A 22,516-nucleotide genomic window follows, 5' to 3' on the forward strand; every position below is an offset into this window, starting at 1 on the left:
AGCAGAACTGCGAGATTCGTGCGAATCCATTTCTTCATAAATGATGTCTCCTTGCCTATTAGATTTGCCTCTTAACGATCGGCTGAGCCCAGTATGGCAAAGGAGTTGTCACACCAACAAGTTGCATTTTGTCATCCATGGCATGCAGCTACTTTGAAAAAAGTCATGTGACAATTCGGCACTAGGTTTATTGACAAGGGAGGAATTAAGATACCTGTAAGGGCAATGAATCCTTGCCCAAACCCATTAGAACTGGAGTGTGAACATCATCGCTTTCTTACAAGATATCGTTATCCATTACGGTTATATTGCCATCTTCCTATGCCTTGCGCTTGGCATTATTGGTTTGCCTGTGCCTGATGAGGTTCTTATGACGATGGTTGGCTATCTTTCGTCAATGGGGCTGCTTGATTTCCCGGTATCCCTAGTGATCAGCGTCCTCGGGGCTATGAGTGGTATGCTCTGCAGTTACGCCCTTGGGCGGAAGTTCGGCAAGCCGTTGCTGTGGAAGTATGGAAAATGGGTAAGGTTCACGACCAAGAGGATAGAGAAAACAGAGAGCTGGTTCGAGCGTTACGGCCCCTGGGCGATATGCATCGGTTACTATATCCCAGGGCTCCGCCATCTGACCTGTTATCTGGCAGGGATGAGCGCCATGAACCCACTGAAATATATACTCTACTCGGGCTTGGGAGCCATGTGCTGGTGTGCGATTTTTATTTCAATTGGGTATTTTCTAGGGGGAAATATTGATTTTTCGGATTATTATGGTTCTATTTTGGGGTTGTTTTTCTCTTGAGAATCGAGGGCTTTCAACAGAGCTAAATACTTGCCGTTACAGATTGCGTGAAGAACCTTATCCTAAGTAGTGACAAGTTTTGTGAAAAGGTAGTTGGAGGCGATTCAGAGACTCTCTTAAAAGAGTATACCTCCGGGCCGGAGGTTCATGCGCTTACTGCCGTTTATAGTCCTGAATGATGGTGTCCATCACGCTTAAAAATCCACATCTCTACTGCATTTTACTGGAGACATAAAATTCTTTTTGCTCTGCGTTTAATGGAATATCAAATGTTGAAAGGGATTATCGAAAGTGACGAGACCTTCTTCAAAGAGTCTTTACAAGGACGCAGAACACTGGACAGGGAACCCAAGAAACGCGGCGGTAGAGATAAAGTGAGAGGGATTAGCAATCTTAAAATTACTGCCCGTTAGCTGAATAAGCCTCTCTTTATATAATACCATGCTGGTATTCCCCTCCATGACGTTCATTGTAGCATGGAGAACAAATTGGTTTCTCGATGTTTATTCTCCTATCGGCGGAGAAATACGTACAAAAGCAACCAATCACGTTGATCGGCTGCCTTCTTGTTTTTATTGAGCCCCGTTAGCTGAATGACCTGTCTGTAAACTATGGTACGGTTCACCGTACCGCTAAAGCCCCGAAATCCCTGAAACCTTAAAGAAGGCAGTAGGAGATTCGTTTTCTTTGTTCCAATTGTGCTGCAAATATTTCGTTTAAACTGTATTTGAGAAATCTTTTATTATTCACCCTTTAGATTTCCTGTAAGATGATGATATGAGAAAAATATTATCTTTCATGGATTGGGGTATATTCGCTCTTCGTTTATACCATTATATTTTGCTGCTGTCCCGGGTTTTGGCAGTAAATGAATTTTCGAACCGAACGTTATTGAACGTAATCTGGCTGTGCATAGCTCTTGTCGTCCCGTTGCTGTTTTGGTTTCCTGGGCGCCGGATGAACAAAGTCTGGTTTTGCATACTGGAGCTATTGCTTGGCGGTTCTTATTATGTGAATTCTGTCATTCATCCGGATCTGACTTCAAAAGCGGACTATTTACTGCCGAGTCTTACAATGGGGTACTTATTGACTAAGCAAACCCTTTGGATCATTCCCGTAGTTGTTTTCATTCCTTTTTCCTTTCAGTCTTACCTAAGATTATCTTGGGAGAAAACCCTAAGTATCGGAGCAGACAATCTGCTGTTCTGCTTCATCGGCATATGGGCAAGCTTCGTCGCCAATGCATATGATCAGAAGAATAAACTGGTAGCCGAAGTGGAGCAGCAAAATAAGTTGTTAACTCACTACACGGCCGAGATCGAGAAAATGACTTTGCGTGAAGAGCGCAACCGCATGTCCAAGGAACTTCATGATACACTGGGGCATTCCTTTATCTCACTCATTCTGAGTCTTGATGCTTCTATTGCCCTTATGGATAGCAAGCCTGCCGAGGCCAAAGATCGGTTATTTCGCTTAAGAACATTGGCTGAGAAAAATCTGGACGAAATGAGAAACATCGTACACGAGATGGGGGAAGAAGAGGAATCAAGTCTGATCCGACAGGTTGAATCCCTTGTGGTCCGTTTCCGGGAGCACACGGGTACGGCCCTGACTTTGAGTCTGCCGGAGACAGAGCGGTCCATACGTTTTGAAGTACGGCAAGCGGTCCTTCGGGTCATCCAGGAATCCTTTACAAACGCACTAAAACATGGAAAAGCATCTCAACTGCATCTGGAGCTTAGATTTTCTGAGAGCAATCTGCAATTGTCCGTTCGAAATGACGGTATACCTATCGACAAGCTAAATTATGGCTTCGGCTTGACCACGATGAATCATCGGGTCGAGCGGTTGGGAGGCAGCCTACACCTAACATCTGGAGAGGGAACTCCAGCGATAACCGAAGTCAGATGCGAAATCCCGCTGAAAGGAGTGATTCCACATGGTGAAAATTAAAGTGCTGCTTGCTGATGATCAAGAGTTAATTCTCGAGAGCTTACATATCGTCCTGTCCATGGAAGAAGATTTGGAAATTGTCGGTTTAGCCAAGAATGGGGAAGAAGCAATGAAGGGCTGCGAGCAGTTTATGCCGGATATTGTGTTGATGGATATCAATATGCCAATCATGGACGGCGTTGCCGCAACGGCCCTGATTAAGGAACGAATACCTGCAACCAAAATCATCATGCTGACTTCCTATAAGGAAGTAGAATATGTGTTAGCGGCGTTAAGCTATGGAGCAGAAGGTTATCTGCTCAAAGCTCTTCATCCCAAAGACCTGGCTGCAGGCATACGGGTGGTTCAGGCGGGAGGGACTTTAATCTCGCAGGAAATGGCGAGTAAAATGATCAAGAGCATCAACAATACCACCCCTGCGAAAAATAATGAATTCGGGCTCACTGCCCGTGAAATAGAAGTGCTGCATAAGCTGGCTTCTGGCCTGCGTAATCAAGACATTGCCGAGGCGCTGTATCTTAGTGAAGGGACGGTTAAAAATTATATCTCAACGATTTATTCGAAGCTGAATGTGAAAGGAAGGCGGGAGGCCACCCGTAAAGCCCGAGATTCGGGAATTATGGATCATTAAAAGTCGATCCCCAAGAAGCTGGTAACTTATTAGGGGTTGCCGGCTTTTTTTGAATATAGCCATAGAATAAATTATGACAAAAGCGCACTGTCTGTTTATGACTTTTTCAGCCTATACTCATAGCATCAAACAACAGAAGAGGCGATAAGATATGAAGAAAAAAATGTCAAGAAATAAAGAACTTCTGAAGCAGAATGGCAGGAAGTTAAGTGCTTGGAGTTCATTTTGGCGCTTTCCTATCGTCTGGATGATTGCGGGGGCTATCGGCATTATTCTCATCGATACGTTATTCCGGCAGCTGTCAACGCGAGTAGAGGGGACAGTTTCCCTTGTTTGTACACTAGTGATGGGATCTCTAGCCATCTTAGTTTATAAGCTCACGCTGACATACCTGGCCCGGCGGTCCACTCCAGAGATATCCAGACAGCGTGCAGGGATCGAAACGGTTCTGGGCGTACTAACCGGGGCGATTTTTATCACAGGGTCCGTTTTTATTATTATGGCTCTGGGAGGGTACTCCTTTCAGTGGGCAAGTTCTGCGGATACGAGTTCTGTTCTAATCTCCTCCCTTGAAGCAGCCTTAGGAGCAGCCATTGTCGAGGAACTTATCTTTCGTGGACTTATGTTTCAAGCCATTGCTCAATTGGGGGGAAGACCGCTCGCGCTTGTTGTAACCTCTCTATTCTTTGGAGTTGCCCATCTTGGAAATCCAGGGGCAACATTATGGAGCGCGTTCGCCATAGTCCTGGAAGCGGGTGTTCTGCTCGGGGCCGCCTTCTTGTGGCGGCGGAACTTGTGGTTTACCATGGGACTGCATTTTGCATGGAACGCCATTGAAGGCTTGCTTGGCATTCCTGTTTCCGGACACCCTGCTGCCGGTCTCTTTACCGTAAAGGTGAATGGTGCCGCACTTCTCACAGGGGGCGACTTTGGACTCGAGGGCTCTATTGTTCCGGTTGTAGTCAGTCTTCTGATTTCCATTCCTATGCTAATTGGGACTGCACGGAAACGAGGGGATGTGGCCCGGAACCTTCCTGTATCAAAGTAAACGGCAGATGAATGAATGCAAACATCATTGTGGTTGATTGATTTGGTGATTTTCGGGTAGATGCCTGAACCTGTCTATACGAAAGTGATGTTGGACTTTGTCTGTAAGCCCGTTGGTGGGCATTTATGTACATCCGAAGAGACAGCGGATTGCCATTGGGTTGAGCAACAACGCGCTTATCATGCCGATCACTGTCGGGGGACAAGAGCAGACTCCCATTTGAAGTCGCTATTTTAGCGGCTTTTTTGTTTTATCGGTACAAGTTCTTGTCCCAAACCAAGGACAAGAACTTGTACCGATTGCCGTAATGGACAAGAACATGAGCCGATTCCCGATTAAATAATCATCTAACTATGTTCCCATGCATTTTCATTAAGCTAACGGGCAGTTTAGCGTAACTATTGCAACTTCTAGACCGCAAAGGTTTAGTAGCGTGCTAAATTGATATTCAAAAAGAGAAAAATGTTTAAGTATCGTATCCAAATATTCGGGAATAGCAATCCATGAGAAATCTGTTCACATGTCTCAAGCTAAAATATATTTCGTGAACAACGAAAAATGCAAGTGCGGAAGGATTAACCAAGTCGTGGAAATAAAAAAAAATGGGACTTATCTTCGCGGGACTGATGCTGGGCTTGTTTATTGCGACAATACCTGGTACATGTCAGCATTACTCGTGCTATCGTACAATCAGACAGACGGATAGTATTGATAAAAAAGGAGAATGAAAATGAGAAAAGTAGTTGTATCTGAGTTTGTATCGCTGGATGGCGTCATGGAGAATCCGCAGTGGACGATCCAATTCCGTAGTGAGGAAACAAAGCAATTCAAGTTCGATGAACTGAAAGCAAGCGACGCTCTTCTGCTTGGACGCGAAACGTATGTTAATTTTGCAGCGGCTTGGCCTAATTTGATCGAGCAGGAAGGGGAATATGGCCGGATGATGAACGGTTACCCCAAGCACGTGATTTCAACAACTCTGGAAAAAGTGGAATGGAACAATTCTTCGCTGATCAAGGGCAATATCACGGAGGAAATATCCAAGCTAAAACAGCAGCCTGGTAAGGATATCTTGGTATTTGGCAGCTGCGCGCTCGTTCAAACGCTGATGCAGCTTGACCTCATCGACGAATATCGGCTCATGGTTTTCCCAGTTGTGCTTGGAAACGGAAAACGTCTCTTTGGAGAAGGGATCGATAAGAAAGTGCTGAAACTGGCGGAAACAAAGACATTCGGTTCAGGTGTCGTTGTTCTGACTTATCTTCCGGCAAGATAAGATTGATCAGGAAAACAACTACGAGCTTGCGGAAAAACCGTCTTTCGGCAACATGGCGTGATGCTGACGGACTGAAAACTAATTACCAGTTACTGACTTGAACTGCGCAGGTCATGATAAGAATACCCTCAGGGAATTTTGCTCTGACTTTCCTTTTGAGGATATCCGAAACACTGTATTCGTACCCATGCACTCCTTTTTAATCCTCCGGGTACATTTCTCCTCCACACTGTTCACATGAGAATTTAGGTGGGACACCTGGGTCTCCTCCATCCATACGGTCATAGTCCTGCTTATTTCTCCACCGATACCTTCACCTACAGCGATCTGAACGCAAAGGTTTAGTAGCGGTGCTAACTTGATATTTTTATATCAATACTTATCGTTATTGTCGCGGGCTTGGTGGCGGCTATCTTATTTAGAAAAAACTTAACAGATAGAAAAATCATGGTTCATTGGTTTTGAATTTATTTTGCTTGGATTTATCTTTTCAATGATTGTAGATTTTCAATGTCATTATCCAAGCTTATTTAACATTACAATTCTCCTTGGAATGGTTATAAGCTTAATTAGATTAATAAAGAAAGGGTTAGCACAAGATAATTATCATGGAGGAGTGGCTTCGTATGGCGACTTCTCTTTAGTTTATTGAACTAACGGGACACGATAGTTGAATAAAGAAGAGGAGGCAGCTGGTCAGAGCGATCAGGTGCCTTTTTAAGCTAACGGGCAGGATAGTTGTAAACAAAAACAGCATTGATTGGTGTTTTAAGCTTTAACTAGACTAGCAAGCACGGTATCATTGGTTTAACGAAGACGGCAGCGGTTGAGTGCTGCATCAATAATGCTTATCCACTTTAACAAAGATGAGAACACAGTTTAATGAGTAAATATTGCCAATGCAAATCGCCAGCCCGTTAGGCAATCCTGCACACATGAGACTTATGAAAAGTACAGTTGAGGGTGGGAAATAGTACCATCAGGACAGATTATCACGTTAATTTTTGTTTTAATCTTTTACGACTACTTATGCTAGGATATTGAACTAACGGGAAACGATAGTTTAATAAAGAAGAGAAGGCAGCTGGTCAGAGCGATCAGCGGTCTTGTTAAGCTAACGGGCAGTATAGTTTGATAACTGTATGGGCAAAATAGCCAAAAAAATGGAGGATATTTCTAGTCACCAACTATGAATAATGTCGACATTCAATATAAGAGCTTGGAAGAAGTTCTTATTTTTGAACTTCGTCCAAAGATCATGGACCGGCGGATGTCGGAGGACAGAAACATTGTCCCATAGAAAGTCGCTATTTTAGCGGCTTTTTTGTTATATCGGTACAAGTTCTTGTCCCGAGCCAAGGACAAGAACTTGTACCGATTGCCGTAAAGGACAAGAACATGGTCCGATTACCGATTAGATAAGTATCTAATTGTGTTTCCATGCAATTCATTTCATGTCGGGGGACAAGAACATAGTCCCATTGGAAGTCGCTAATTTAGCGGCTTTTTTGTTTTATTGGTACAAGTTCTTGTCCCGAGTCGAGGACAAGAACTTGTACCGATTGCCGAAATGGACAAGAACATGAGCCGATTACCGATTAGGCAAGTTTCCAAGCCAACGGGCATATTGGTTTGATATTACCGTAAGATGAGCTGGGGACGCCGCTAAACAGCTACTCTTACGATATTTGGGGTGGTCCGGTTGAAACCGAAGAAACCCGTCCCGAACGTAATGCGGTATGCCGGCGAGTATTGGGATGAAACGACGGGCCTGCAGTACCTAACAGGAGGCAGGATAGTTTAATCCCATTAAATAACATAAAAATGTTATTATTATACTACTTCATCAATAAATTGGTATTGGATATCTAATTAAAATTATTAACCTAAGGGGTAGGTAAACAATGAGCAATGATTATGAAACTCCTGAAAGAACAAGAGAAAGACTAAGACAAGAAGAATTGGAAAATAATCCATTTGGTCATATGAATCACGGAAATAGTAGGGCTCGGTATAGTATAGTCGATTTAGGTTGGAAAGGCACCTTAGTATTAACTATTGTTATTATTGTCGGTCTTATAGTTGTTCAATATTTTTATTAATGGTTTTAATATTTGAGAAAGCCAAATTGTTGAGATACAAGAAAATGGTCCCATTGAAAGTCGCTATTTGAGCGGCTTTTTTATTTTATCGGTACAAGTTCTTGTCCCGAGTCGAGGACAAGAACTTGTACCGATTGCCGTAAAGGACAAGAACATGAGCCGATTACCGATTAGATAAGTATCTAACTATATGTTTCCATGGAATTTCATTAAGCTAACGGGCAGGATAGTTTAATGATTGGGGCTATAAGGCTGTACTAGATAGAACAATGTATAGTGTACTGTTGAGCTATGGGAGACCATAACAAAACCACCTTCGAAGGTGGTTTTGTTATGGTCAAATACTAGTATCAAAATTTAACATAGCCTAGATTTTAAATATTGCACCCACATCCCGTGCAGCTCAGCTTCCGATACTTGAAATGCGCCTTGAAAATCAGTGGCATCGCGTATGAATTTGTTGAGCGCATCTAAACTGTATGAATGGATGAGATATTCGACGAGCAAGTGCGAGAATCCATATCCCCCTATCTTCTCGAAATCCCAGGTATCATTAGTTAATGCTTGAAAGCTAGGGACAGCGTTATTTTGAATCGATTCGGAGGTGCTATACTGGATATATTCTTGTGACATTTGTTTGCCTTCATGCCCGCCGAGACCGTGTGTAAGCCATTTCGGTGCCAACGGATTAATATCCTTCACTAACCACATCGTAAACAAGCTTATAGTGTGCCGTAGTATCGATTGATACGTATGTTCAGGGCCTGGGTTGAGTGGGGATACGATTTTAATTTTATTGTCTTCATAGGTTCCCATAAACCAATTGGGCGCATCCGGCTCGTTTATTGCTTGATGAAAAGTGGGCAGATCCGGATAGATCTCAATAGCGATTTTCTGAGAAGGTCGATGACGATAGGTTGTAATAATTCGATCTACATTGCTTTTCAACTCTTCAAATAAGTCATGGTATACCTTGTTCATACCATCATTCTTGGAGGGAGCCTCGCTTTTATCCACAATTGATATCAATTCTTTAATAGACATGATTGTAATGTCACCCCATTCTTTTAATTCTTTTTTTAGTTTGTTTAAGGCACGATAGAGTCTGTTCTTGACTGCGCTTTCAGGCATCCCGATGATTTTGGATATTTCCAATAAAGTGCAATCGACGAAAAAACGCAATGATATGATTTGCTGATCTAATTCATTCAATCGGGCTAATGCAGCACTAATATCAAGACGGATATCGACATCTCTAGCAATATCGAGGGATATCGATTGGGACTGAAAATCGATTACTTCGTGCACCATTTCTTTATTTCGTGATCTCGTACGATACTCGTTTTTCACAATATTTTGCGCGATTTTGAATAGCCAAGTAAAAATACTGGAGTTACACTTAAACAAGTGAAAGTTTTCCATTGCTTTTAAAAAAGCTTGTTGCGTTAAGTCATCGGCAGTTGCCGAATTTGTCTTTACTGCAATATAATTTCGAATCCTATCTCGATATTGATTATAAATGGCTTCGAAATGCTGGATGTGCTCCTGCTTCTCCGGAAGAACAGGGATTTTCTTTTTGTCTTGAGCTCGTGACACCAGTAGTACCTCCTCCTGAACTTACAATTCATTAGACACCGAAGGGAGGTAAAAAGCCACATCATTTTAAAATAATTTTACACGACGCCACTCCACTTTTTTTTAAACCCCGAAAAAGCAAAGCGTAAAGGCAATTCAGCTATGTGGTATTAAGTGAGGATTACCAATGGAGAAAGAGATTCAGGAGCTTAAAAAACGTATTGGCTTTTCTGGAAAAGCAAGTTCAGAACAAACAACTTCAGTCATCTAATATATTGAGGTTGAGCTTAACTTTTATAACAGTACTCGTGACTTTGCTCATCTAGATTGGAATCTTTCAATTTATAACCCCCAACCAATTGAACTAACGGGAAACGATAGTTCAATAAAAACAAGAAGCAGCCGATTAACGGGATCGGCTGTTTTTGTTCAACTAACGGGCAGGATAGTGCAACAGGAGATCAGTTACAAGTGTCGAAAATTAAGATGGTTGGTGGAGGTTTGGAAATAGACTTTGAGGAGGAGGTTCAAGATGAGTCAAGAACATGAAGTTCTAAAGATCAATAAGGATGGATGGAATAAAGTTGCTGACCAATTCTTTGAAGGTACATTTAACACTTTAGGATACGGTATGTATTCTCCCGTGGAAGAGGAACTTAAATTATTGGGTGATTTGAAAGGTAAAGTGATCCCGAAGATAAAAAGGGGATGAAATAGATGTCTGAATATAAAAAACCAAAAGTGGAAATTTCAGAAGTGAAAGCTGTACTACGTAAGCATTTTAATTCAGATGTAACAGCAATAACGCCATTAGAAGGTGGGAATATAAGCACTGTATTCTCCTTCACTTTTTTTGATAAGGAATACATAATTAAATTCTGCGATTTAGCTGGGAGTTTTGAAACAGAAAAATATATTTCAAACCTCTTATCTTCACAGGGAATTCCGTTTCCTCGCTGCATGGGGCTAGGGAATTTTAAATCATTGAACTACTTGATTTCAGAAAAGATAGGTGGACAGATTCTGAACAGTTGCTCGTATGAGCAACAACAGAGAATGCTTCCGGAGGTCATTCAGATATTAACACGAATGAGCCAGGTAAACTTAGGAACAACAAAAGGATATGGGATGATAAATTCTAGTGGTGATGGTACTTATCATTCCTGGAGGGAACATATTATTGCTACCTATTCTGAAGAACAAGCGGATAGCTTTTGGAAAGGTTGGCACAGCTTATTCAAAACATCGTGTCTGGAGAAGGATGTGTTTGATGAATGTTACAAAAGATTGTTAGCTTATTCTACCTACAATGAACCTTATCGTTATTTTATTCACGGTGATTTTCACCAGTACAACATTTTATCGGACGGGCAACGAATTACTGGAGTCATTGATAGCAATGGCAATTATGGAGATTTTCTTATCGACCTTGCAACATTAGACTGGCACATAAAAACACACTTGAAGCTCGATGTGGTCCAAATATACCAAAATTATCAGCAAGAAATGGGTATTACTATACCGGATTTTAAAGAGAGATTAATTGGTGCTAAATATCATAATGGATTGATAGGATTACGCTTTTATGCAAAGATGGGATGGAATGATTCTTATTACGAACTCCGTAATGAGCTATTGAGTTTAATATGATCTTGAAAAAGTAACTCATGGTTAAGCCTGCTCATTTTTATTAAAGCTAACGGGAAACGATAACGAAATAGACACGTAGGCAGCCGGCGACGCGATCGGCTGTCTTTATATTTCAACTATGGGCAAATAGGCTGCAAAAAAATTCAACAATCTGGATAGGTCTTTCTTTTATCAAAGATCACGCATCTGGTACGAGAGTGCAGTACTTCAACGAGTCTTTAATCTGTGATTTGCTGGAGGAGATAGTGCTATCGTTCATCTTGTAATTCATTTAGTATGATGTAATCTGAGGGGGACATATGAAAAGAGGAAATATTATTTTCCTGAATGGTATCAAGCTCGGGGAAGACAACACTAGCCAAACAATTACTTAAACGGCTACCTGATTATTACCATTATAGTATCGACGATTTTGATCTTGTCATTGAACGAATGGAAGACAGGGACAATCATCGGCTCATTTCGGTTGAAACCGAATATTTTTTCCATCGAACGATCGCCATGTTTTCTGATAAAGCAGTTAATCTAATTATTGACCATGTTATTCATGACGAATTTACAAGAACGGATTGCAAAGCAATTCTATCCGGGTATCCTATATTGTTCGTGGGTGTTCATTGTCCAGCAACAGAGCTTGAACGTCGAGAAAAAGAAAGAGGGGACCGCAGAATAGGATTATCCAAATCACAATTGGACTTTGTACATAAGGAAGAGACTTACGATATTGAAGTTGATACCTTTACCAATGGACTAGAAAATTGTGTTGAAAGAATAGTACAGAGGGTACAAGAAAAAGATTTCCCATCAGTGTGGCCTAAGCAGAAGTATGGATAAATGAATCTGAATCTTTAGAGAAGAATTGCGTTGCAGAAGCGAAAGGAAGGGTAACGATGATTATGACACAAAAAGAAATGCTGTTCATTGTGCAATCACAACTTGCTATTGACCTGAATTGCTCTATCGATGACCTGAACGGCGAAAAGGATAGCATTATTTTTGTTGAAGCTAAAGAAAATCCAGGATGCAGACCGTTTCCAAGGAAGGCAAGTTATTTCGAGATCCTTTCTATGGGAAAATCAATTGTAGTGTCGGCTACACCTGAACGGTTGTTTATTGCCAAAACACAGATGCAGGGAAAAACCAGGGATACCATATTCTCCTTACCATTTATCAGAGGTCTTTACTTGCATTTTCTGCCTGATGTAAAAAGAATTAAACCAATGTCACCGCCGAATTTTTTTTCATTTGAACTGATTAAGCGAGAAGAAGTGGTCAGTTTATTTGATGTTACAAGATTCAATGAAGCTATTATATATGATACGAATCTTCCCTGGCAGACTGATCTAGCAGTGCTTGCAAAGCAAGATGGGGAAATTGTTGGTGTGGCAGGAGCAAGCAAAACCTGTACAAAACTGTGGCAAATTGGCATAGAAGTATTACCCAAATATCGTAATTTGGGATTGGCTAGTTATCTTGTAAACAGGTTAACTTTTGAAATATTGGAACGTGGAGAAATACCGAGTTATGACGTAATTGCAAGTAACATTGCTTCACAGAGAGTAGCTCACCGATTAAATTATTTTCCCGCATGGGTGTCTGATTGGCGATGCAATTTTGAAGGACTTGAACAATAATCGTATCACAAGAAATGTCCCCTAAAGCATATCATGGAGCCTCTCCAGAGAATCCGACGATTCTAAGCTTGAAGTAATGTTTGATCTAATGTCGGGTGACAAAAACATAGTAACATTAGAAGCCGCTGATAATGCGGCTTTTTATATTTATGTTATCAAGTTCTTGTCAAAACACAATGACAAGAACTTGATAACATTCCCGACTGATGACAAGAACATGGTTACATTCCCGATATGATTTCATAGACGGCTGCAGACGCCCTTTTATTAAACTAACGGGCAGGATAGTTCAATAAATTCACGAATACTCTACATATGGAATTATTTACGAAGTTCGTAGATAAGACGTTATATGAAAGATCGGCCCAGAATACCATTGTGGAAGCTAATCAATCGCCCCGTCCATGGGGCTGAAGTTATTGTTGTATTTATTTTCCATAAGTGTTATGTTAAAACCATAAAGCCAACTAATTCAGTTGGAATTGACATTGGCGGAGGGATAACTTTGTCTAGAATTGCAAAGAACCTTACAGATCTTATAGGTAATACCCCATTATTAGAGCTAACCAACTTTTCGCTGAAGCATCAACTTGAGACAAAAATCATTGCTAAATTGGAGTACTTTAATCCTGCTGGAAGTGTTAAAGACAGAATTGGATTCGCTATGATTAAAGACGCTAAAGAAAAAGGATATATAAATAAGGATTCAGTAATAATAGAACCTACCAGTGGGAACACTGGCGTGGGTCTTGCCTTTGCTGCAGCAGCTTTAGGATATAGATTAATGATTACTCTTCCTGAGAGTTTTAGTGTCGAACGTAGAAAGCTTTTAACTGCTTTAGGTGCAGAATTAATTCTAACCCCTGCCCAGGAAGGCATGTCCGGTGCAATCAAGAAGGCCGAAGAGATAGCTGCTACAATTCCTAATTCATATATACCTCAGCAATTTAATAATCCAGCTAACCCAGAAATACATAAGAAAACAACTGCTGAAGAAATCTGGAGAGATACAGATGGAGACATTGATATATTCATCGGTGGTGTTGGCACAGGAGGAACAATTTCTGGAGTTGGAGAAGTACTAAAGGCAAGAAAGCCTACAGTAAGGATTATTGCAGTTGAACCCTTTGATTCGCCGGTTCTCTCTGGAGGAAACAAAGGAGTACATAAGATCCAAGGAATCGGAGCAGGATTCGTACCAGATAATTTTAATAGATCAGTAGTAGATGAGATTATTCAAGTAAAAAATGAAGATGCCTTTGAAACTACAAGGCAGTTAGCGAAAAGCGAAGGATTACTGGTAGGGATTTCCTCGGGTGCTGCCGCATTTGTTGCATTACAAACTGCTAGAAGACCAGAAAATAAAGATAAAAAAATTGTTATACTACTTCCAGATACAGGCGAGCGATATCTCTCAATAAATGCTCTCTTTCCAGAAGCATAAGCCATAGAACAGAGCAGCTAGAAGAGGTTTCAAGGAGGCAATTACAGTAGCAAGGAAGCGGAATCTGCCGGACACACCCGCACCACCCAACCGCATCGCGGCCAGTCACTTCGCTCCTTTAGGGTGGTGGGGCGTCGTGAATACAAGAACGTTATCTGAAAGCATGGCAAAACCAATTTGGGCGGTGAAGTGATGGAGTTAGCAATTCGAAAATATCGAGAAACCGATCATGAACGAGTAATGCATTTGCACATTGAAGGACTTAGACAGCACAATGCAAGCATCGGTGACCCGAGTATGGATAAGGATATGCAAAACATTTTGACAACATATATTGACAATGATGGTGATTTCTTGGTTGGAATACATGATAGCATGATCGTATGCATGGGCGCATACCGTAAACGAGATTATTTGACCGCAGAAGTTAAGAGAATAAGAGTAGATAGTGCTTATCAAAGGCGAGGATATGGTCAAGATATATTGACTGCGTTAGAGAAGTCGGCCAAGCAAAAGGGATTTGGAAGAATTATTTTGGATACAACCACTAATCAGGAGCCAGCAATATTACTTTTCAAGAAGAATGGATATCGAGAGTATACCCAAAAGAAATTCGGTGACATGAATGTCGTGTTCTTCGAGAAGGAAATATAAAAAAAGGAGAGTGATAAATCGATTGATCGTAGCAAACACGCCAATTGTCGAGGGACTAGAACATGGTCCCATAGAAAGTCGCTAATTTAGCGGCTTTTTTGTTTTATCGGAACAAGTTCTTGTCCCGAGTCGAGGACAAGAACTTGTTCCGATTGCCGATTAGATAAGTATCTAACTATATTTCCATGCAATCTCATTAAGCTAACGGGCAGTATAGTTCAATTTACAATGGGCATAATATCCCAAAAAGTATGGAGGGATATCATGTTTAAACTCATTCTTTCATTCATCGCAATTATAATCCTATACGTGGGTTCTAATGAACTTGTAATAGTATCGGGCGAAAATTCATCCGTGATGAACTTGGAGAAGCTACAAGATGCCACAGATTTTAAATTGCTTGCTCCTTCTTTGGATGAATATAAGCTAGAAATTAAAGAGCCGTATCCTTTTCCTCTTAAGTCCCAAGTTACAAAAGTTAGACTGCATTACTTTGATAAAACGGGACAAACTTACCTATTTGGAATAGAAGAGCATAAAGCTTATGATTACACTATCAAACGGGAAGTAACTATTATTGACATGCAAAATAAAAGTAGTAAAAACCGAACTATAGTAGAGGATTTTAAATTTGATCTAAGTGGAGAGAAAATAGATCTAAATGAAGTGGAAGCAAGATATGTTCCTTGGGCTAATCATAAACCTGGAGGATACTTACGGTGGATTCAAGATGGTACTTACTTAGAAATGGACAGCGGCAACTTATCTAAGGAAAAGATGATCGAACTGGCGAAATCATTTAATTGATTCAACTAACGGGACACGATAGTTAAATAACCGACTAGGAAGAAGCTGCCGGTGCTGATCGGCAGCTTCTTTACGTTAACGCGCAGTATAGTTTGATAACTGTATGGGCAATATAGCCAAAAATAATGGAGGATATTTCTCATGTGGTGGAGATGTATTATTTTGATTTGGCTCATAGGGGTAATCAACTTTACAATATTGGATAGTGTTGATGCATACAGCGTTGATTCGCCAACTATGAATAATGTCGACATTCAACATAAGAGCTTGGAAGAAGTTCTTATTTTTGAACTTCGTCCAAAGATCATGGACGTACTTAGGAAAGAGTATGCTAGTAACTTTTTCATCGATAGACAGCATATCTTACCTTTGAGGAAATCGAACTCTTATCCTCAACATGAGTTCATACTAGAGGGACGAGTTACTACAAATTCTTTCTCGGATATAGTTCAAATTACTTTTAAAGCTAATTTTGACGGATACAAAGTGAGTGGTTTTCATGTTGTTAATCATTCATTGAACTAACGGGACACGATAAGTCAATAAAAACAAGAAGGCAGCAGATCAATGTGATCGGCTGCTTTTGTTCAACTAACGGGCAGGATAATTGAATAACCCTGCGGAATAGTTGCAAGTTGAGTCCCTATGCTAAAATAAGGAAACTGGAAAGGAGAGTGGTGTGACGCAATGCAGACGAGAAACTCTACATACAACATTCAAAATGCAAGCTTAGGAATAGAACGAGAGGTTGACCGATTAAAAGCACAAGCATCTATGGGATGGGAGAAAGAATATAGGAATCTGAAATGGTATGGATTAAAAGATGGTATGGATATTTTGGAGCTGGGGAGTGGTCCTGGGTTCTATACGGAACAATTGCTTAATAACCTGCCCCAAAGTCGGGTCACAGCACTTGAAATTGATAGCTTACTACAAGATAAAGCAAAACAAATGCTTTCCAATGTCTCAAATTCCAAACTAAATTTTGTGCAAGCCTCTGTTTATGATACAGGACTCCCTGACAATACGTTTGATTTCGCTGTTGCAAGATTGCTCTTTTTGCATTTACATCACCCAGTTGAAGCTGCAAAGGAAATTTTTCGCGTGTTAAAGCCTGGAGGAAAACTCGCTATTATTGATATTGACGATGGGATCTTCGGAGTCATTCATCCCGTTGTTGAATCTTTACATTCAATTGTGAAGAAACTTGCGGATTTACAGGCTTCGAAGGGTGGGAATCGCTATTTAGGAAGGATGCTTCCTCGATTGTTAAGGGAAGCTGGTTTTTTTGATGTGGACATAGATGCGACTTTACAACATAGCGATATTCACGGTGTCGAGGGGTTCAGGAAACAATTTAACATTCAACGTTTCAAGGGCTTCTTTGAAAGAGGAATCTTGTCGCAAGATGAGTTCGAGCAAATTAGAGAATCATCCGAGAGATTAGATACTTCCGAAGATGCTTACGCTATGATGACTTTCATTTTGGGCTGTGGTACAAAACCCACGTTCAACTAACGGGAGACGTTAGTTTAATAAAAGACAAGTAGGCAGCCGTTAACGAGATCGGCTGCCTTTGTTAAACTAACGGGCAGGATAGTTTAATAAACTCACGAATACTCTACATATGGAATTATTTACGAAGTTCGTAGATAAGACGTTATCGAAAATCCTTGCAAGATTATAAACCATAGGAGCTGAAGGCGTGGACATAAAAGTCAGAATGGCAAAAAAAGATGACGCATTTGAGTTGTCTGAATTGTTCGTTGAGTTTATTGGAACGAGATCTAACATTGAAAAGATCCAATATCAGTTAGACCTATTACATAAGCAACCAAACTACTATGTTGCAGTAGCATGTTTAGAGGAAAAGGTAGTTGGAACAGCCATGGGAATTGTTTGTCCAGATATTGTAGGTGAGTGTCAGCCATACTTGCTTGTAGAAAATGTAGTTGTTTCATCTGTGTACCAGGGAAGTGGAATTGGTAAGAAACTCATGAATGCACTCGAGGATTTTGCTATGGAAAACCTATGCTCTTATATAATCTTAGCTTCTAGTAAAAATCGTGAACAAGCCCATAGATTTTATGAATCAATTGGATATGAGGGAAATAAGCGTGGATTTATTAAACGAATCTGATTTGTTAAATACTAAAGTGCTCTCAGCAATTTCGAAGATGGTAAGGACATCTGATAACAACGTATTCACGTATCGGTCTCCCGAGGTGGAAGCAGGGGAGCATACTCAGGGACAACCCTGCACTGGCTAAGTCTTCGACCCAGTAGGCCGATCATTGCGCTCGATCGACCGGCTGCTTAAGCCAGTGAGGGTTCGTGAATGCCCTAACGTTAGACGAAATTATTGTATGATAAACATCTACATGTATCCAAATACTATCAGCAATAATATGAACAATAAATATAATGAATTTATGAAGGAGACTAACAATGAAAGATCCTAGAATGGAACAACTCGCTAAAAATCTTATTCAATATTCGGTGAAGCTACAACGTGGGGAAAAAATATTAATTGAGGTTGATGGTTTGGAAATTCCCTTGGCCAAAGAATTGGTAAGACAAGCTTATCTCGTCGGTGGAGTTCCATTTCTATTAATAAATAATCATGAGATATTAAGAGAGATATTAATCGGCTGTACTGAGGAACAATTAAAAGCAATGGCATCTTACGAACTAAATCGAGTAAACGATATGCAAGCCTATATACTTATTAGAGCTGGGGAGAATATGAGTGAATTAAGTGGTATATCTCCTGAAAAAATGGCGTTGTACAGGAAGTATTACTCTCAACCGATCAATGGCAGACGATACAACAATACAAAGTGGTGTATTCTTCGTTACCCGAATCATGCCATGGCACAGCAGGCGAACATGTCAACGGAGGATTTTGAGGATTTATATTTTAATGTGTGCAATCTAGACTATTCAAAAATGGATAGAGCTATGGATAATCTAATTGAGTTAATGGAGCAAACAGACAAAGTTAAAATTATAGGAGAAGGAACTGAACTAACATTTTCGATTAAAGGCATGCCTTGTTTTAAAGATGCAGGAATTATGAACCTTCCAGATGGTGAAGTTTATACGATGCCAGTTAAGGATTCAGTCAACGGAGTTATCTCGTATAATACACCTTCTTTAAAAGAGGGATTCACTTACGAGAACATTCGTTTTGAAATTAAGGACGGCAAAATTATACATGCTACCGGAAATGATTCAGAAAGAATTAATAAATTATTGAATACGGATCAAGGATCGAGGTATTTTGGTGAATTTGGAATTGGACTTAATCCATATATTGAGAATGTTATGAAAGATACTTTATTTGATGAAAAAATATGGGGAAGCTTTCACTTTACACCTGGATGTGTTCCAGTTAGTTCACCTGGAAATGAAAATTGGTCCGAGCTTCACTGGGATATTGTTAATATCCAAAGGCCTGAATATGGCGGTGGAGAGATATGGTTTGATGATATATTAATCCGCAAAGATGGACTGTTTATTCCTGATATTTTAAAAGGATTAAACCCTGAAAACTTAAAGTGATGATATTGACTTCAAATTTACATCCTTTAAAAAAACTGGATTTGAAATCATGAGTTTGGGGGAGAAATACCCTGGTGTTAAAAGATTTCTATGCACTCTACCAATGAATAAGATCATATAAGAGATGATTCAGGAAGCCAGACTTCAAATAACACAATAATCACGCTTCGGGCAGAAAGGAAAAATAGATATTGATGACCGTAATAACACAACTACAAGGACAATTGTCGAAGAATATTTCAAATTTAATACAAGTTGTGAAATTATTAAAATTAGCGGAATGGAAGCACGGTTTATCCCTGGGTCGAATAACACGATTGGCGGATTTATACGATGGGTACAAGATGGTACTTATTTTGAGAAGGATAGCACCTAATTGTGCAAGAAGGATATGATTGAGGTAGCCAAATCGGGAAAATGAAATATTGAACTAATGGAGAACGTTAGTTTAAAACATTCATGGAGCAGTTTGCCGGTTAGCAGCTGCTCCAATTTTCAGCAACGGCATGTTAGTTGAATAAAAACAGTTAGAGCCGAATACGCTCCTTTTTTAAAGCTAAGGGCAGATCCTAAAATTAAGCGAAATCATTATCATTATATACGAACGAATATTCTGTGAAATGAGGTGTAGCAAATGGATTACTTTAATGACTTGAATCAATATACAAATGAAATTAAAGATCGCATTGCTGCTTCGGCTGCTGCAATATGCGTTATGAAAGACAACAAAATCCTTCATGAGTGGTATTCTGGATATCATCATTTCCATAAGGGTGCCAGAAAGGTGGATGTGTTTTCTCAATTTAATGTTTATTCAACAAGGGTTACATATGCAGGTCTAGCAGCTGCTATTGCTATACATGATGGCGCAATAAAAAGTCTCGATGAGCCAATAAGAAATTATTTAATGACTTATGATAGTAGCATTCTAAATAACACAACAATTAGACACTTAGTTACAAGGACAATGGGTTTGCAATTTCAAGGAGACGGTGTACTACGTAGATTTGAAGCAGGTACGTCTTTTGAAGGAAAAAGACCTGAAATACTAGCAGCAATTATCAAAAATGCAACCGGAAAAACTGTAGCTGAACTAATAAACAAGCGAGTGTTTGAACCGTTGGGTATAACGGAGACCGAGTGGAGAACAGCAGGTAAAGCAGGTAAAGAATCTTTAGTTTGTGATATAAACGATCCTAATAGCTACCCCAAAGGTAGTGATCGTAATCTTTATGTAAGCGCAAGGTGTAATGACATATGTACAAAATACGAGTTTTGTGAAACAGAGCTAAGGAAAAACTCCTTAGAAGGTTTTCTGAACATGATTTTTCTGATTTACTGCTTATTTCTTCATTATTAACATTTACATATTTATCGTTTCTCTTTCGTTTTTAATCACGCCATTCGTTTTGTTTTTAATTTCTTATCTTTCGAATTTAGTTCATTCGTTAAGTCTCATTTAAATTTCTTTTGAATTCTGGCTTAAACCAATATCAATCATCGATGATCGTCGCGTCGGTCGGTTTAAACATTTTCACTTCGTAGTTAATCATAACTTCAATTGATCATCCCGAGCATCATAATCAATTCATAGCGCTTCCTTTTTGTTGTAATGATGATCGGTATTATTTTTCGCATTGCCTCCCTTCTACATTCTTATTATTTACCATTTAATGTAATTTTATTAGTGGTTTCATTATCCACTTTATGTACTGAAATCCATGATGGCCTAATCTGGAATTGGTCAGCATAATCACAAAAAAACCGGCCATATCGGTCGGTTTTTTTTCGGACATTATCGGGATAATGCACGTTTTACATAATATTGGAATATATTGTGTTGTTTGACTCATATAATCATCATGATTAGGCCTGTCTCTGCAGGGATAGGAACTTCCTTAGATTTCTACAGTCTGTTCATACGGGTAAACTCGCGATACCGTGTTACTAAACGTTCCAACCACGCCAATGCGCACCCTGTGCAGTCCCCTCCTGATTTACTTCAGATTTGCCGACCATTTCTCAGCACGAGCCTGCAGATCATCCAGAAACTTCTGAATATCCGGTGCATTTCCGGATGCAGCCTGGCTTATAAATCCGTTTATGGCTGGAGCGATATCGCTCATATAGAACGGATTGGCTTCATCCATAAGCTCCGAGTGGCCAACATCTGCGATTTCGAGTGCTTTTTTCACAAACTTGTCTTCCGGTGTTACGAAATCAGCGTTTTTAAGTGTCGGGGTACTGGAGAAGTTCTCATACATATATTTTTGCGTCATGTAGCTGGTTAAGAACTTTAATACTTCCCATGATGCATCCACATCTTTAGCATTCTTTGCCATGATGAACGGGTCAACCGCCACCCAGCCTTCGCCCTTAGGCCCCATGTTCAGCACAGGTTCAAAACGGTCCAGCAGCTCTTTGTTCTGCTTCGACCGGTATTCACTCATTGTTGAGCCGCCGGTGGAATCAAGGGCGATGGCGATATTGTTCTTCTCCAGACCGAAATTCTCAGCTCCTTGGGCATTTACGAAACCTGCCGGCGGCAGTTGTGCGGCTTCTTTCAGCCATTCCAGCACTTTGACCATTTCCGGAGAATTCAGGTGCCATTTGATGTTCTTGATATCCTTCAGCGATCCTTCCGCTCCTTTGGCGCCATAAGCAAGGGTTAACGCCACAAAGGTGGATCCGTTTAACGAGTTGCCGCTCCAATACAGTCCGAAATTGTCTTCACCGGTTTTCGGGTTTTTGCCGGTCATTTGTTTGGCTTTCTCCAGAATTTCATCCGGTCCCGGCTGTGCCGAGAGTGTTTCAACGCCCCAGTCTTCGAAGAGCTTCTTATCATAAATCGTCATCCGGCGGCCAAGAACGGCAGGAATGCCAAACTGCTTGCTTCCGTCAGGCGACTTGGTGCTGTAGGAGTTGTTCATAATGCCTTCCAGATAAATGCTCGGGTCAAACGAAGTATCTTTTTCGATCAAGTCGTCCAGGTCACGCAGCAGCCCTTCCTGGTACCATTGTGATGCGAAGGCTCCACCGGTATACAAGACATCCGCATCGCCGGAGAGCAGCATGGCCGTTTGTTTGGCTTTTACGTTCTCCCAAGGGATTTGATAAACCTCCAGTTTGATGTTGGGATACATTTTTTTGAACGTTTTATCCAAATATTCGTTGAGTCCGACGGTCGGGTTGCCTGTCAGCGCATCAATTCCGTTATCCAGCTGCCAGCCTGCCAGTGCAACGCGGACCGTTCCTTCCATATCCGATACCTTTTCAATCGTAACGCCGCCTGTCACATCTTTTCCCGAACTGCCTGAACAAGCGGCCAATGTAAACACCAGCACGAATGACAGAATAAGCAGCACCGCTTTTTTCATCA

At 40.6% G+C, this 22,516-nt stretch carries 19 protein-coding genes and 1 pseudogene; 18 read left to right on the forward strand and 2 right to left on the reverse strand.

Going from position 1 to position 22,516, the window contains the following annotated elements:
* Positions 1 to 268 precede the first annotated feature (268 nt).
* From ACETK5_RS12465 to ACETK5_RS12495, 7 genes and pseudogenes are all read left to right on the forward strand, one after another.
* Complete coding sequence (locus ACETK5_RS12465; protein ID WP_394057418.1) at positions 269 to 799, forward strand: DedA family protein; 531 nt, start codon at positions 269 to 271, stop codon at positions 797 to 799.
* A gap of 191 nt (positions 800 to 990) precedes the next feature.
* Positions 991 to 1,200 (forward strand): annotated as a pseudogene (locus ACETK5_RS12470) (IS1595 family transposase); the annotation flags it as partial.
* Positions 1,201 to 1,576: 376 nt separating this feature from the next.
* Positions 1,577 to 2,752 carry a sensor histidine kinase gene (locus tag ACETK5_RS12475; protein ID WP_326113721.1) on the forward strand — a complete coding sequence of 392 codons (1,176 nt, stop codon included), beginning with the start codon at positions 1,577 to 1,579 and terminating at the stop codon, positions 2,750 to 2,752.
* Positions 2,739 to 3,383 carry a response regulator transcription factor gene (locus tag ACETK5_RS12480; protein WP_326113722.1) on the forward strand — a complete coding sequence of 215 codons (645 nt, stop codon included), beginning with the start codon at positions 2,739 to 2,741 and terminating at the stop codon, positions 3,381 to 3,383. The genes ACETK5_RS12475 and ACETK5_RS12480 overlap by 14 nt, the downstream gene beginning before the upstream one ends.
* A 151-nt stretch (positions 3,384 to 3,534) precedes the next feature.
* Complete coding sequence (locus ACETK5_RS12485; protein WP_326113723.1) at positions 3,535 to 4,431, forward strand: CPBP family intramembrane glutamic endopeptidase; 897 nt, start codon at positions 3,535 to 3,537, stop codon at positions 4,429 to 4,431.
* A 730-nt stretch (positions 4,432 to 5,161) separates the two neighbouring features.
* Positions 5,162 to 5,707 carry a dihydrofolate reductase family protein gene (locus ACETK5_RS12490; RefSeq protein WP_127589995.1) on the forward strand — a complete coding sequence of 182 codons (546 nt, stop codon included), beginning with the start codon at positions 5,162 to 5,164 and terminating at the stop codon, positions 5,705 to 5,707.
* 1,904 nt (positions 5,708 to 7,611) lie between these two features.
* Positions 7,612 to 7,809, forward strand: coding sequence for a DUF6366 family protein (locus ACETK5_RS12495; protein WP_394055935.1), 198 nt, complete (start codon positions 7,612 to 7,614; stop codon positions 7,807 to 7,809).
* A gap of 357 nt (positions 7,810 to 8,166) precedes the next feature.
* On the opposite strand, the gene ACETK5_RS12500 is transcribed toward ACETK5_RS12495, so the two are convergent.
* Positions 8,167 to 9,405: an RNA polymerase sigma factor gene (locus ACETK5_RS12500; RefSeq protein ID WP_394055937.1), complete on the reverse strand. Its 1,239-nt coding sequence runs from the start codon at positions 9,403 to 9,405 to the stop codon at positions 8,167 to 8,169.
* Positions 9,406 to 9,916: 511 nt separating this feature from the next.
* On the opposite strand from ACETK5_RS12500, the gene ACETK5_RS12505 reads away from it, so the two are divergent.
* The 11 genes from ACETK5_RS12505 to ACETK5_RS12555 all read left to right on the forward strand — a co-directional run bounded on the left by ACETK5_RS12505 (position 9,917) and on the right by ACETK5_RS12555 (position 20,497).
* Positions 9,917 to 10,096: a hypothetical protein gene (locus ACETK5_RS12505; RefSeq protein ID WP_394055938.1), complete on the forward strand. Its 180-nt coding sequence runs from the start codon at positions 9,917 to 9,919 to the stop codon at positions 10,094 to 10,096.
* Between the two features lie 5 nt (positions 10,097 to 10,101).
* Positions 10,102 to 11,034: a phosphotransferase family protein gene (locus ACETK5_RS12510; RefSeq protein WP_394055940.1), complete on the forward strand. Its 933-nt coding sequence runs from the start codon at positions 10,102 to 10,104 to the stop codon at positions 11,032 to 11,034.
* A 327-nt stretch (positions 11,035 to 11,361) separates the two neighbouring features.
* Complete coding sequence (locus tag ACETK5_RS12515; protein ID WP_394055942.1) at positions 11,362 to 11,868, forward strand: chloramphenicol phosphotransferase CPT family protein; 507 nt, start codon at positions 11,362 to 11,364, stop codon at positions 11,866 to 11,868.
* A 56-nt stretch (positions 11,869 to 11,924) separates the two neighbouring features.
* Positions 11,925 to 12,668, forward strand: a complete 744-nt coding sequence (locus ACETK5_RS12520) for a GNAT family N-acetyltransferase (RefSeq protein ID WP_394055943.1) — start codon at positions 11,925 to 11,927, stop codon at positions 12,666 to 12,668.
* Between the two features lie 505 nt (positions 12,669 to 13,173).
* Positions 13,174 to 14,112: a cysteine synthase A gene (gene cysK / locus ACETK5_RS12525; protein WP_394057420.1), complete on the forward strand. Its 939-nt coding sequence runs from the start codon at positions 13,174 to 13,176 to the stop codon at positions 14,110 to 14,112.
* A gap of 192 nt (positions 14,113 to 14,304) precedes the next feature.
* Positions 14,305 to 14,766, forward strand: coding sequence for a GNAT family N-acetyltransferase (locus tag ACETK5_RS12530; RefSeq protein ID WP_036663019.1), 462 nt, complete (start codon positions 14,305 to 14,307; stop codon positions 14,764 to 14,766).
* Between the two features lie 264 nt (positions 14,767 to 15,030).
* Complete coding sequence (locus tag ACETK5_RS12535) at positions 15,031 to 15,573, forward strand: DUF4367 domain-containing protein (protein ID WP_394055945.1); 543 nt, start codon at positions 15,031 to 15,033, stop codon at positions 15,571 to 15,573.
* 687 nt (positions 15,574 to 16,260) lie between these two features.
* The gene (locus ACETK5_RS12540) at positions 16,261 to 17,091 is read left to right on the forward strand and encodes a methyltransferase domain-containing protein (protein WP_394055947.1); all 831 of its coding nucleotides are present in this window, start codon (positions 16,261 to 16,263) and stop codon (positions 17,089 to 17,091) included.
* Positions 17,092 to 17,278: 187 nt separating this feature from the next.
* Entirely contained in the window at positions 17,279 to 17,713 is a 435-nt protein-coding gene (locus tag ACETK5_RS12545; protein WP_394055949.1) for a GNAT family N-acetyltransferase, read from the forward strand.
* A gap of 308 nt (positions 17,714 to 18,021) precedes the next feature.
* Positions 18,022 to 19,137, forward strand: a complete 1,116-nt coding sequence (locus ACETK5_RS12550; RefSeq protein ID WP_394055951.1) for an aminopeptidase — start codon at positions 18,022 to 18,024, stop codon at positions 19,135 to 19,137.
* Positions 19,138 to 19,771: 634 nt separating this feature from the next.
* Complete coding sequence (locus ACETK5_RS12555) at positions 19,772 to 20,497, forward strand: serine hydrolase domain-containing protein (protein ID WP_394055953.1); 726 nt, start codon at positions 19,772 to 19,774, stop codon at positions 20,495 to 20,497.
* A 637-nt stretch (positions 20,498 to 21,134) separates the two neighbouring features.
* On the opposite strand, the gene ACETK5_RS12560 is transcribed toward ACETK5_RS12555, so the two are convergent.
* A complete protein-coding gene (locus tag ACETK5_RS12560; RefSeq protein ID WP_100537073.1) occupies positions 21,135 to 22,514 on the reverse strand; it encodes an extracellular solute-binding protein in 1,380 nt (459 codons plus the stop codon).
* Between the last annotated feature and the right edge of the window lie 2 nt (positions 22,515 to 22,516).

The organism is Paenibacillus ilasis (assembly GCF_043195395.1).
Classification (GTDB): Bacteria; Bacillota; Bacilli; order Paenibacillales; family Paenibacillaceae; genus Paenibacillus_AQ; species Paenibacillus_AQ lautus.